The organism is Nitrospinota bacterium (assembly GCA_027619975.1).
Lineage (GTDB): Bacteria > Nitrospinota > Nitrospinia > Nitrospinales > VA-1 > JADFGI01.
The window spans coordinates 67,605-79,982 of the sequence record JAQCGX010000001.1 but is presented as its reverse complement, the minus strand read 5'-3'; the positions used below and the strand labels follow the sequence as shown (position 1 = coordinate 79,982).

Genomic DNA, 12,378 nt, shown 5'->3' with positions numbered 1-12,378 from the left:
CTCCGTTTGGCGTTAATGTTAAACACTCAACACACAACCAGTTAAACCTATGAGGAGAAAAATAGGAAAATGAGCGAAATCCAAGAGGAGCAGAAAAAGTTTATCACCCCTAAGTCGATAATCTGGTTTATCATCGCACTGGTCGCGATGTTCTTTTATTATTTGCTGATCAACATTGGTTTGATGAAAGTTCAGGGTCTGGACTTCTTTTACCTTTGGAGTTCAGGTGGCGGTGGTGGTGGTGCCGGACACTAAGGCGTCTTAAACACATAGTACAAATTAATGACAGGCTGCTTTCAGCCTGTCATTTTTTTTGTACAAATCTTACAGGCAACGCTTTCGCCCCCTACCTTTCCCTTGTTCAACCCGGACCTTAAAAATCATGAATGGTGAACCTTCCTGCAGAGTCTATCTCATTCGCCACGGTGAAACCGCCAATGCGGGACAGGTCTGTTTCAATGGCCATTTTGATGTGGATGTCTCCTCTACGGGGAAGGAACAGTTTCGCTCAATTTCTGAATCCCTGAAAGATCTCTCCATACACTCGGTCTACAGCAGTGACCTGAAACGCACCCGCATCTGCGCCGAAATCGTATCCGAGCCGCATGGCCTCAAACCCATCACCTTTCCGGAACTCCGGGAGCTTTCATTCGGGGAGTGGGAAGGATTGAGCGTTCAGGAGGTCAACCAGAAATATCCCGGTCAACTCGATAGCCAATTCAAAAACATCGAAACGTTTTCTGTTAAAGGAGGAGAAACCTTTCTTCAGCTCCAGCAACGGGTGATTCCGAAATTTGAAGAAATCGTGGCCGGACACTCTGACGAAACCATCGTGATCCTGGCGCATGGCGGCGTCAACCGTATCATTCTGAGCCATCTCCTGGGAATTCCAATGGCCAATGTTTTCCGCCTCCAGCAGGAATACGGAGCCATCAACGTCATCCAGTTTTATGCAGACAATGCCGTGGTGGAGCTGGTTGGCGGTACCCATCATCACATTCCCTCCCACCCCGGCAAGCACAAAAAAATAGCCATCCAATAACCGGCCGGGAACCATCATGGCGATACAACCTCTTATCAAAATCAGAAACGCCGTCGTTCACGTGAATGGCTATAAAGTTCTGTCTTCCATCAACTGGACCATGCTCGCTGACGAAAACTGGGCTGTGGTCGGGAACAACGGTGCCGGCAAAACCACTTTCATGAAACTGGTCTTCGGCGATCTCATTCCCGTCCACGGAGGCGAAGTGCGCTGGTTCGACAATCCGGAACTCACACCGCTGGATCAAATCCGGGAAAAAATCGGCTTCGTTTCCGCAGAATACCAGGAGAATTATCGCTACAACCTGCAGGGCTGGGAAGTGGTGGCCTCCGGGTTATTTTCCTCGATCGGCATCTATGAAAAGATCTCCTCAAAGCAAAAACAAACCGCTCTGGAATGGATGGATTTTCTCGGAATGGAACGCCTGGCGCAAACCGGGTTTAAAAAAATGTCCTACGGAGAAGCGCGACGAACTCTTTTGGCAAGGGCTTTGGTCAACCACCCTTCCCTCCTGATACTGGACGAGCCCTGCACCGGGCTGGACATTCCCACCAAAGAGGTTTTTCTCAGGACGCTGGAGAAATTATCGGCAACCCAAACGCGGCTGGTTTATGTCACCCACCATATTGACGAAATCATGCCCTTCATCACCCACCTGCTCTATTTGAAAAACGGGACCATTTACAACCAGGGCGCTAAGGAAGACATGCTCACCGATGCGGTTTTGTCTGGAGCCCTGGACTGCCCGATCACCCTGAAAAAAAATGAGGGCCGGTATTGGATTACCGGAAGCCGCCCCTCCGCACCGGACCAGCCTTCGTAATGCAACCGGTTGCCCAATCGCTACTGAACCGACCGCCTTATCAAGCCCCTTCTCCATTCTCTTTGCCTGTCATTTTCCGGATAAATGGGGTAAAATTCCCATCTTTAGCATCATAAGCTCAGTTTTCGAGCCCCAGTTTATTTTTGATCTTCGTCTGAAATTTATACACTTGAGAAACCGATCCATGCGGCTCCATATTGGCAGCATTTTAATATTCACCCTTCTGGCGCTTGCAAGTCACTCCCAAACCGCCCACGCTCTCGATGCCGAGGGGTGGTTTGCAAAAGGCAATGAGTTGAGCCAACAGGGAAGCCTTGAAGAGGCTATTGAGGCCTACAAGAAATCCACGGCACTGAATGATTTATCTCCGGTGGCCCATTACAACCTTGGCATCGCCTACAAAAAATTACAGCAATATGAAAAGGCGGTTATCGCCTTCAAAAAAACCGTGGAACTGGAACCCACTCACATGGACGCCCGCATCAGCCTAGGAAACGTGTATAATCGGCTGAGTCGATGGGAGGACGCGATTGGTCAGCTTAATATTGTCGTCCACCGGGAAAGAAACAACGCCGAGGCCCATGGCAACCTGGGGTGGGCGTATTACAATTACAAAAAAGGGCCGCCCTTCAAGCGCCTGGTCATCATCAACCTGGAGAAAGCCGTGAGCCTGTTTGAAGCTCAAGACATGCCAGAAGCCGCCGAGGCCACGCAAAAGGTTCTGAACGAAGCCATCGTCAAATTTGGATACAACCGGTAACGATAAAAACATCCCGAAAATTGTACTAAGGCCAGGAGCCACGTTTACAGACTCCAATCAATGCCCCCGCCGCAAGCGGACGGAAACTCCGACAAGGATTTTGTTTAAAAGACGCAGCTAGCCACAGGGAATAAAACCCACTTGTGGGATTAAAATTTCATTGTTAATCTTTAGAGAAGAGATCATGACCGAAGAAATTAAAATAACCGCAACCCGCAATCCCAATTACGTAACCTTTTCCCTCGATCACGACATCATCCCACCTGGGACAGGCCGTACTTACCCGGATGCCGAATCCGCCGAATCGGACCCCCTGGCAAAAGCCCTTTTTAAAATCCCCGGAGTCGAGTCCCTCTGGGTTCTTGGAGACAGCATTCACGTGACCAAGGACGAAAAAATCCGCTGGACGCGTATTCAATCCCGAGTCATTGAAACGATTCGGCACGTTGCCAATTCCAGTTAGAGGTGTTCTTCCTCTCGGCAGATTTTGCTGGATAGATACCACTGGAAATCGGGGAACTACCTAATATTTAAAGATTTAACTTTGCAATCCTCTTAGAGAATCCGATGCCGCTGAATTCACCAAAATTTTTATTCCTGGAGAGAAGAATCATCGTTTAAAATATTAGAGTCGCTAAATTAAACCGGAATACGACCATGGGAATCGTACTGAAGGCAGACTTTAAAACCAAACTGAACTCGAAACTTTCGAAGTTCAATTCCAAAAGCTCAAGCAAAGAATACCATGCAGATATTTTTTCCGAGCTTTTCTGGTTTCCCCAATTCAAGGCCCATGTGGCGGCCTATCTGGAAAGAAACTATTGTGTGGTCGTCAATGATGAGGATCACCCGGAACCAAAGTCACTGCTGGAGATTCTAACTCCTGATGAAGTCAGGATGCTGAATGAATGGATCATCAACCGCCACAACAAGCCTTCCATCCTCAGATAGAGCAAAAGAAAACCTTCCCTTGCCGCATTAAAGACCTGAAGCTACTTATTTGACTGCGACACTGATGTCGGGAAATCCGGCGCTCTGCAATATTCCCATCACCTTGATGACGTTCCCGTAGGGCAGATTTTTATCGGCCCGAATGATGGCGGTCTTTTTTTTATCTTCTGAAGGTTTCCCCTTGGCTTCTCCAAGCGCTTTTTCAAGATTATCTAAAGTCACTTTTTTGCCATTGAAGAAAATTTGTTTATCCGCAGTCATTTCAATTTCAAGGGTCTTGGTATTCTCATCCAGATTGGCGGACTTTGAGGAAGGCAGGGTGAGATCCATTTGGCGATTAAAATCGACGAACACGGTGGAGACCATGAAAAAAATCAGCAGTAAAAACACCACATCGATCATGGGCGTCATGTCAAAGCTGAAATTTTCTTCCTCGTCTTTTCTAAAGCGCATAATGTTTTAAAAGGTTGTGTATCGACGGGCCAAAGAAATGCCCCGTATTGAAAAAATTATCCTGTTCGGAAAACTTATTTCACTAACTGGTGGTTCGAACTTCCTTTGCGGATTTTTTCGAAACTTCGGCGCCCGTTTCCAGGGCCTGATTCTCTAGCATCGCCTCATAGGAAAGCTCTTCTACCAGTTGAAAAGAGATTTCTTCCATTTCAAAAACATAATGGTCTATTTTTCCACGGAAGTAATGATAAAGAACCAGAGCGGGAATCCCCACCACCATCCCGGCGGCAGTGGTTACCAAAGCCTCGGAAATGCCACTGGCCACCAACCCTGGGTTTCCCGTCCCGCTTTGCGAAATGACGTTGAATGCTTTGATCATCCCAAATACTGTCCCCAACAATCCCATCATCGGGGTGATATTGGCAACGGCACCAAGAACTCGAAGGTTGGAATTCATCAACGAGGCTTCATGTTGCCCGGAACCCTCAATCGCCCGTTCAATTTCATCCAGTTTCCCCCCGACTCGCAATATCCCCGCTTTCAGAATTCGGGCCAGGGCGGTATCGTGAGAGTTACACAATTGCAACCCCAAGTGGACATCCTTCCAGTTCCAGTGATTTCTCACGCTTTTCAAAAAATCGGTATTAATGATGTTCTTTTTCCGAAGATTGTAGGCCCTTTCAATGCCGATCCCAACGATCAGGATGGAACAAAAAAGAATGGGGTACATCATGATGCCGCCCTTTTCAATCAGGGATAGGATTTCCAATTGGTTGGAACCTGGGCGCTCCGCCGCCTGAGCTATAGCGGGAAAAGTAAAAAAAATAACTCCGGGGACAAGAAGGTAGAATTTTCTCATGAAAGAAGGCATCTATTAATTAAGGAATTCTGAGATTTGAGGAGGCCATTAACGTTACAGCCAATTAAAGTTCTTAAAAAGGACTTAACTTTTATAGCATGAAAAAAACAATCCTGGCAAGCCGCAATGCCGGAGCCTGTTTTTAAGCGCTTTTAAAATCAAATATTTTATTATATATTAAGGTAACCTCAAAGGTTTACACTTTTAACAATGATCGTAAAAACCAGCGGGACAAAATGCAATTTTCTCCTGGCATGTTTGTATACCAAATCTTGGTATTTCCTGTTTTGCGTACGAAGGTATCCCCGTATAGCGGGAAAAACCTATCCACCTTTTTTTAATAAGACCATGCATCGGCTCCGTTTGCAATCCAGTCTAAAGTTCCCCATCCTTCTTCTAATTTCTATTTTTCTGCTCGCAGGGTGCACAACCGTTAACAAGAAAGAAAACATCCCCCCGGATCAGCTCATTGCCTTGGGGAAACAGTTTTCCAAAAAGCAGGATTATATTAAGGCAAAGGAATCGTTCAAACAGGTTCTGGAGGACTTCCCGGACAGTAAAGAGCGCGTACAGGCCCTCATGCTCCTGGCTAATGCCACGTATCTTGACCGGGAATACGAAGAAGCCAAGTTTCACTATAAAAAATTTATCGAGCTGTATCCTGTCAAGAGCTATGTGGACCGGGCCCATTTTTATAAAGCCATGTGCGATTTCCGGCTCATGGAAATCGCCACGCGGGATCAAACCAATACCCATGCGGCGCTCGAAGGATTTGATGACTTTATAAAAAAATTTCCCAAAAGCCCTTTTTACCCCAAGGCCGTCCAAAAAAGGGAGGAGACGCTTCAGGTACTGGCACAAAGCGTGTTCGAGATCGGAAAATTTTATTACCGGACCGGTGCCTATCAATCCGCTATCGCAAGACTGGAAAATGTGCGGGAAACTTATCCCAATCAGAAGTTTGTCGATGAGGCTACTTTCCTGATCGCCGAGTCTTATTATGAAGAAGAGAATTTTGGCAAAGCAGTAGAAACATATAAAGAGCTGATTAATAAACATCCTAAAAGCCGATATTCCACAGACGCGAAAATCCGCTTGCAAAGGCTACGGTAAATTTTCTGTTATGGCGACCAAAGGGGCAGCAAAAAAAATAAAACCCGCAACCAAACCCGGAAAGCCGCAGGAAAATCGCGAACACTCCGAGCCTCTGGGCCAATATCTAAAAGAGATAAGTAAAATCACCCCCCTGCCCCGCGAAGAAGAAGAGGAATTGGGGCGAAAAATTGCCGAAGGCGATCTCACCGCTTTACAAGAACTGGTGCGACGAAACCTGAAATTCGTGGTCAGTGTCGCCAACAAATACAAAGGCTGTGGCCTTTCCCTGCAAGACCTGATCGAGGAAGGAAATATTGGGCTCATTCAGGCGGCAAAAAAATACGACGCCTCCCGTCATATCAAATTCATCACCTATGCCGTCTGGTGGATCCGGCAGGCGATCATGCACTCCCTGGCCGAACAATCGGGTACGGTGAAGCTCCCCATCAAACAGGTCGGCAAGGTGTATCGAATGGGGAGAAAACGCCAGGAAATGACACATACGTTGAGCCGGGAACCGAGCGAAAGGGAACTGGCGGACGGCATGGGCTTTAAGGAAGACGACGTTCATTGTATCATGCAGGCCTATCGCACTCATTTATCGCTCGACGCGCCGCTCAGGGCCGACGAATCCACCCACTACATCGACCTGCTGGAAAACTCCAATACCATTCCCTACGATGAAATGATCATGCAGGAAAGCCTGAAAAACAAGGTGGATTTACTGCTCAAAGACCTCGGTCCCCGAGAAGAGAAAGTTTTGCGGATGCGGTTTGGATTTCACGGCGAAGCCAAAACTCTCGAGGAAATCGGCAAAGAAATCGGCTTGTCCAGGGAACGGGTGCGGCAGATTGAAAAAAGGGCCAAAGCGAAATTAAAAATTAAATCCAATAATATTTCCCTGGGTGACCATCTGGGCTGACCGGGCACCTTTCCCTTCACAAACAGGCGTTACAATAAGTGGAAACCATTCTCCTCTGGATATTTTGTTATTTACTGGGGTGCATCTCATTCGGCCTCTTGTTTGCCCGAAAAAGCAATATTGACATCCGCAATCATGGAAGCGGCAACATTGGAGCCACCAATGTCGGGCGGGTTCTGGGCAAGAAAGCCGGGCTTTTGACCCTGGCAGGAGATGTCTCCAAAGGGTTGGCGGCGGTCGCCATCGCCTCGCGGTTTTTGGAGCACCCTTATGAGATCGCCATTGCCGGCCTGATGGCCTTCACAGGCCACGTGTATTCCGTATTTTTGAAATTCAAAGGCGGCAAAGGCGTGGCCACCGGCCTTGGAATAATGATTTTCCTGATGCCTCTGGCCACCCTATCCTCAATAGCGGTGTTTGGCGTCACCTTGTGGCTCTCAGGTTATGTCTCGATCAGTTCCATTCTGGCGGCGTTGAGCATCCCTCTCTTCGGGATCTACTTTCAATCCCTGCCGGAATTCATCGCCGTTGCCGTCATCGTGGCTCTCATTGTGGTTCACAAACACGTTGGCAACCTGGAACGGGTTTTAAATGGCACCGAAAGCAGGTTCTTGAAAAAATAGGGTTTGACAAAACCTTCCCAGAAAATATAATGTCTCCAACAGAATCATCTCAGTGAGAAACAGTGGGCGGGAGTAACTCAGTGGTAGAGTGCAACCTTGCCAAGGTTGAAGTCGAGGGTTCGAACCCCTTCTCCCGCTCCATTTTTCATTGACCGGCAGTTTGCGGGGCACCGTCGCCAAGTGGTAAGGCAGAGGTCTGCAAAATCTCTATCGGCGGTTCGAATCCGCCCGGTGCCTTCAATTTTTGCTAGTAAATCACTCCCTTTTTACACATCCTCCTTTTACTCCTTGAATTTTCGTCCCTAATCAGCAACGTCCAAACAATTATTCCGCCTATATAATTAATGCCATTGCTTGACGCGGAATAATGCGCTAAACTATTAAAAATAAAGGCTTAAACGCACTTTCAATTTTTAGCGATGTGCTGGAATTACTGGGAGTTTCGTCCTGTTTTCCGGTAATGCGCCACAAGGATTTTGCATGCCAACCAACAAAAACATTCTCGTTGTCGAAGACGACCCGGCCTCGCAAAGCATTCTCGCCCGGTTGTTAAAAACCCGAGGCTATGATGTCTGCACGGCGGGAACCGGTCATGAGGCCATGGCGGTGACGGCGCAACTCAAACCTCACCTGGCTCTGGTCGATATCGCTTTGCCGGAGGTCAGCGGCGTGGATTTTTTGCGGTGAGTGCGAAAGAACCATCCGCAAACTCTGGTCATCATGCTTTCCTCCTTTGAGGCACTTTCCACCGTTGCGGACGAGGCCCGGGAACTCGGAGCCTATGATTATTTCAGCAAACCGCCGGATTTTTCGGAACTATTAGACAAAGTCGATCAGGCGATGGCCTGAAGCCTGGATTTCCCCCTCCCTTTGCAAAAATAAATACTACTCTTCTAGGAAAAATTTTCCCAACCGGAAAATTCGTTCCGCTCATTTCAGAAAAAGCCAGCGTCCCTTAAAAATCACAGGAAATTATCCCCCCTTTATCAGCGGTTTTTAAAATTCTATGCCTTGCAGTTCCGCTGGCATCCTTTTTGCTCCTCTTCCAATAAACCATTCAATCGTCAAATTTCCCACATCGGATCGGGCTAAAGTATTTTTTTCTCCGTTCCGTTAGGATGGACACTTCTACCTTACATGAGGAACATTATGTTCAGCAGACTGCAGGCGGCATTCCCAATATTGTCAGAGGACGTCCCCGTCGATCGTTGGGTCAAGAAAATATTTCCCTGGAAAACAGATCGAGAAATTTCTGCAACAACCACTCTGGATAACAGGGAGTGCTATCGGCTGGACACAACAAACCTTCCTCCTCTGGACGCTACGCTGGTATCCCAAAGCGGAGCCATCATCGACATCCACATTTTAGACCTGAGCGCCGGCGGCTTATCCGGGACGGTTTCAGCCCCTGAACCTCTATATAAGGGTCAGGTCTTGACTCTGGTGTTTGTCCTGCCCCTGGAAGATCTAACGCTTATTAAAACGGAAGCCAACCTGATCCTGGTCAATACACAGAACCCCGACTCGACGGTTCTCCGTATAGAATTTTCCAAAACTTTGGATTCCAGGCAAAGGGACCTGATTCACGGGTTCATCGTCACAAAACAACTTGAAATGATCAGGCAACTGAAGGGCTGGGGAATGTCGTGAGGCGGGTCTATAACTAAGAGATCAGGAGGCAAACAAGGCATCGACGAAGCTCTTGGGATCGAACTCCTGCAAATCTTCCACTTTTTCTCCAACGCCTATAAAGCGCACCGGCAGTTTTAATTCGCGGGTGATATTGAATAAAACACCGCCCTTGCCGGTGCCGTCCAGTTTGGTCATCACCAGACCATCGATAGCCATCGCCTCGTGAAACAGCTTGGCCTGGGAAACGCTGTTTTGGCCTATTGTGGCGTCCAGAACCAGAAGTGTTTCGTGGGGTGCGCCGGGCAACACCTTACCGATCACGCGCTTGACCTTTTTCAACTCCTCCATCAAATTGGTATTGGTCTGCAACCGTCCTGCGGTATCGATGATCGCCACGTCCATTTTGCGTGTCACCGCCGCCTGCACAGCTTCGTAGGAAACTCCTGAAGGGTCCGCTCCAGCTTTCTGATGAATACAGGGAACCCCCACCCTATCGGCCCAGACCAACATTTGCTCGACAGCGGCGGCGCGAAAGGTATCTCCAGCACCCAACAGCACTTTTTTACCGTCATCTTTCCATTTTTGCGTCAATTTGCCGATGGTCGTGGTTTTCCCGGAGCCATTCACGCCGATGACCAGCACCACATGCGTGGGCTCGACAAATTTACGGCCCTCGCCCTGATGCTCTTCGAGAATCCGGACCAGCACCTGCTTCAAGGCTTCCTTCACCCCATCCTGGTTGCGGATACGGCCATCCTCCACGTCCTTTTTCAATTCATTGAGGATGTAGTGGGTGGTATCAACTCCAACATCGGCGGTGATCAGCACCTCCTCCAATTCCTGCATGAATTCCGGCCCTACCCTCGCCTCTCCGAGAACAATATTTTCAATGCCGCCGGCGAGAGCGTCCCTGGTTTTGGTCAATCCGGATTTCAAACGGGAAAAAAACCCCGATTTCTTTTTCTCGACCACTTCCTCTGTCTTTCCCTGATCACTCATTCCCGTCGCTCCAATAAAACTACAGCTCATTCCTCGAACAACTCCGAGACCCAAAGCTCTTATAATATAACTGCCAATGAACCAAGCATCTTTACAAGTTGAACGAACGATGTCAAGATGAAACCCGAACATCTCCCTACGGATTGTGGAAGTCGATCTTCCAAAAAATCAATGCTTCTCACAAAAATTCCGGAAACCAAATGAATAATGGCAATTACACAATAATTTTCTAACCATTCCCCTTCAGGCTAAAGATTCGGGGAGTCAGTTAAAGTTTTAAGAAAAAATATCCGCTAGGGTAATCAGTGGTCTTATAGTCGAGTTGTGCCTTACGCACCCCCCCATCTTTCGAGGATTTCCATGAAAGTTGCCGTATGTAATTCCGTTGGCATCGATGCTGATGGCTATGCCATGATCCACTCGCCCAGCCGATGGACCAACAGCACGAAAGATTTGAATATTTTCACCTATTATCCCTGGCAGTTAGCCTATTGTTCTTCCATGCTGAAAAGGGACACCGATCATGAAGTCCGGTTTTTCGACGGCTGTCTGGACAAACTTGACCACCAGGCTTTCGTGGATAAAGTTTCCGAATTCGGACCGGATTATCTCATCATGGACTGCGCCACGCGCACCATAGAAGCGGACAGCCGCTTCGCCAGGGAAGTGAAACGCCTGTTCGGCACCAAATTGATCTTCTGCGGACCGCATCCCACGACCTTCCCTGAAGAAGTGAGCGAATACGCAGACTACGTGATTCTAAGAGAATACGAACTGGCGGTAAAGGATATCCTCCAGGGAAAAGACCGTAACGATATTCTGGGGTTATACCCCAACACCAACCTGCGTCCTCCCCTGGATGTCAATGATCTGCCGTTTCCGGAAGATGACGATGTGTCCCGACTGGATTACGGCATGCCCGGCGAACCCTCCAGCGAATATCTTGAAATCCAAGCCTACGCCTTGCGCGGATGCCCATTGTCCTGCACATTTTGTGTCTGCGGTAACATTTCCTACGCCCACCCCAACTGGCGACCGAGAAATCCGCAAAATGTCGTGCTGGAGTTACAAACCCTGCGCGCCAAATACCCGCAGCTGGAAGGCATCTTCTTCGACGATAAAGTTCATAACGGCAGTAAAAAATACATTCTCGAATTGACCAAGGCCATCCGTGAAAACGGTTTGGACGATTTAAAATACGATGTCATGTGCGGCCAGTGGCCGATGGATGAAGAGGTTCTGGACGCCATGAAAAGCGCCGGCTATTATATGGTGCGCTTGGGCATTGAAACCGCCGGCGAACACGCCGCCCGTGGCATGGAGTTGATGAAAAAATTCAACGTTCCACGCCTCAAGCAATTGATGAAGCACGGCACCAGCATCGGGCTGAAATTTTATGGGACATTTACTTTCGGCGGTGAAGGTTCGACCGACGATTGCGATAAAAAAACCCTCGACTTGATCCGCGAAATGATCGACCGGGAGCTGTTGTGGCGGTTCCAGCTTTCCATCAGCACACCGCAACCGGGAACTCCCTTTTTCAATCGCATGAAAGCCCAGGGTTATCTGCGCGATCTCGACTGGAAACACTTCGATGGCGGCAACCATTGCGTGGTGGATCGTCCCGAATACCCGGCAGAGCAGGTCATGAAAAACTTTCGTGAAGCCGAAACGCTGTATGAAGAAGGATTCAACAAGCGCTATTCGAAAACGGCAAAGGATAATTTTAAATCCCTTTCCATCGATTCCACCGATGACATCCTGGTTTTCCGAAGTTCCCGGATGAAACAGATGAACGATGTGGTCGGGTCCCTTGCCAGTCAGTTTTCCAGGAATAGAATCACCACCCTGGCACAACCGGGTGTGGAAAATGAGTTGCGGCAAAACCCCAAGATCAATGAAGTGTTGCTCTATGAAAACGGCCACTTCAAAAACAACTCCTTTCCTGCAAGTTTGATGGACCGTTTACAAAAAAGAGCTTTTGCCATGGGCGTGATCCCCTACAACAATATCTCCGGCAACGGTTATGCGGACGTTAAAGCCATCGCCAACCGGATAGGAATCAAACGACTGGTGGCGGTGAATATTGAAGGCAAGGTTTTCGATCTGGACAATCCCGGCGATCATGGAAGATCGCATATTTAGGAGACCTGTCCATATAAAGAGTTAAAAATATTTTAGGCATTAAAGAAAAAATTAAATCCCTCCTCACCTCAATC

General features: G+C 48.2%; 16 protein-coding genes and 2 tRNA genes. 15 read left to right on the top strand and 3 right to left on the bottom strand.

The genetic code is table 11. The features are described 5' to 3' along the window. Positions 1-69: 69 nt before the first annotated feature. The 6 genes from O3C58_00435 (at position 70) to O3C58_00410 (ending at position 3,576) form a co-directional block, all read left to right on the top strand. A complete protein-coding gene (locus tag O3C58_00435) occupies positions 70-255 on the top strand; it encodes a hypothetical protein (GenBank protein MDA0690329.1) in 186 nt (61 codons plus the stop codon). 127 nt (positions 256-382) lie between these two features. Continuing rightward, entirely contained in the window at positions 383-1,042 is a 660-nt protein-coding gene (cobC, locus tag O3C58_00430; GenBank protein ID MDA0690328.1) for an alpha-ribazole phosphatase, read from the top strand. A 16-nt stretch (positions 1,043-1,058) separates the two neighbouring features. Then, positions 1,059-1,865: an ATP-binding cassette domain-containing protein gene (locus tag O3C58_00425; GenBank protein MDA0690327.1), complete on the top strand. Its 807-nt coding sequence runs from the start codon at positions 1,059-1,061 to the stop codon at positions 1,863-1,865. A gap of 184 nt (positions 1,866-2,049) precedes the next feature. Next, entirely contained in the window at positions 2,050-2,625 is a 576-nt protein-coding gene (locus O3C58_00420) for a tetratricopeptide repeat protein (protein MDA0690326.1), read from the top strand. Positions 2,626-2,809: 184 nt separating this feature from the next. Then, positions 2,810-3,088, top strand: a complete 279-nt coding sequence (locus tag O3C58_00415; protein ID MDA0690325.1) for a NifU N-terminal domain-containing protein — start codon at positions 2,810-2,812, stop codon at positions 3,086-3,088. A 194-nt stretch (positions 3,089-3,282) separates the two neighbouring features. Continuing rightward, positions 3,283-3,576, top strand: a complete 294-nt coding sequence (locus O3C58_00410; GenBank protein ID MDA0690324.1) for a hypothetical protein — start codon at positions 3,283-3,285, stop codon at positions 3,574-3,576. Positions 3,577-3,621: 45 nt separating this feature from the next. Here the strand turns inward: O3C58_00410 and O3C58_00405 are convergent, their stop codons facing one another. Further along, entirely contained in the window at positions 3,622-4,029 is a 408-nt protein-coding gene (locus O3C58_00405; protein MDA0690323.1) for a biopolymer transporter ExbD, read from the bottom strand. Positions 4,030-4,111: 82 nt separating this feature from the next. Beyond that, a complete protein-coding gene (locus O3C58_00400; protein ID MDA0690322.1) occupies positions 4,112-4,888 on the bottom strand; it encodes a MotA/TolQ/ExbB proton channel family protein in 777 nt (258 codons plus the stop codon). A gap of 348 nt (positions 4,889-5,236) precedes the next feature. Here O3C58_00400 and bamD point away from each other — a divergent pair, with 348 nt between their 5' ends. The 8 genes from bamD (at position 5,237) to O3C58_00360 (ending at position 9,178) form a co-directional block, all read left to right on the top strand. Then, complete coding sequence (gene bamD / locus O3C58_00395) at positions 5,237-6,001, top strand: outer membrane protein assembly factor BamD (protein ID MDA0690321.1); 765 nt, start codon at positions 5,237-5,239, stop codon at positions 5,999-6,001. Between the two features lie 10 nt (positions 6,002-6,011). Then, positions 6,012-6,905 carry an RNA polymerase sigma factor RpoD/SigA gene (locus O3C58_00390; protein ID MDA0690320.1) on the top strand — a complete coding sequence of 298 codons (894 nt, stop codon included), beginning with the start codon at positions 6,012-6,014 and terminating at the stop codon, positions 6,903-6,905. 38 nt (positions 6,906-6,943) lie between these two features. Beyond that, positions 6,944-7,528, top strand: coding sequence for a glycerol-3-phosphate 1-O-acyltransferase PlsY (gene plsY, locus O3C58_00385; GenBank protein ID MDA0690319.1), 585 nt, complete (start codon positions 6,944-6,946; stop codon positions 7,526-7,528). A gap of 66 nt (positions 7,529-7,594) precedes the next feature. After that, a tRNA-Gly gene (locus tag O3C58_00380) sits at positions 7,595-7,669 on the top strand. A 25-nt stretch (positions 7,670-7,694) separates the two neighbouring features. Then, a tRNA-Cys gene (locus O3C58_00375) sits at positions 7,695-7,765 on the top strand. Between the two features lie 243 nt (positions 7,766-8,008). Then, positions 8,009-8,215 carry a response regulator gene (locus O3C58_00370; GenBank protein ID MDA0690318.1) on the top strand — a complete coding sequence of 69 codons (207 nt, stop codon included), beginning with the start codon at positions 8,009-8,011 and terminating at the stop codon, positions 8,213-8,215. After that, positions 8,216-8,377, top strand: coding sequence for a hypothetical protein (locus O3C58_00365; GenBank protein MDA0690317.1), 162 nt, complete (start codon positions 8,216-8,218; stop codon positions 8,375-8,377). Positions 8,378-8,677: 300 nt separating this feature from the next. Next, the gene (locus tag O3C58_00360) at positions 8,678-9,178 is read left to right on the top strand and encodes a PilZ domain-containing protein (protein MDA0690316.1); all 501 of its coding nucleotides are present in this window, start codon (positions 8,678-8,680) and stop codon (positions 9,176-9,178) included. A gap of 21 nt (positions 9,179-9,199) precedes the next feature. Here O3C58_00360 and ftsY read toward each other — a convergent pair whose 3' ends face one another. Then, complete coding sequence (gene ftsY / locus O3C58_00355; GenBank protein MDA0690315.1) at positions 9,200-10,159, bottom strand: signal recognition particle-docking protein FtsY; 960 nt, start codon at positions 10,157-10,159, stop codon at positions 9,200-9,202. Between the two features lie 360 nt (positions 10,160-10,519). Here ftsY and O3C58_00350 point away from each other — a divergent pair, with 360 nt between their 5' ends. Further along, positions 10,520-12,304, top strand: a complete 1,785-nt coding sequence (locus O3C58_00350) for a radical SAM protein (GenBank protein MDA0690314.1) — start codon at positions 10,520-10,522, stop codon at positions 12,302-12,304. Positions 12,305-12,378: the final 74 nt, after the last annotated feature.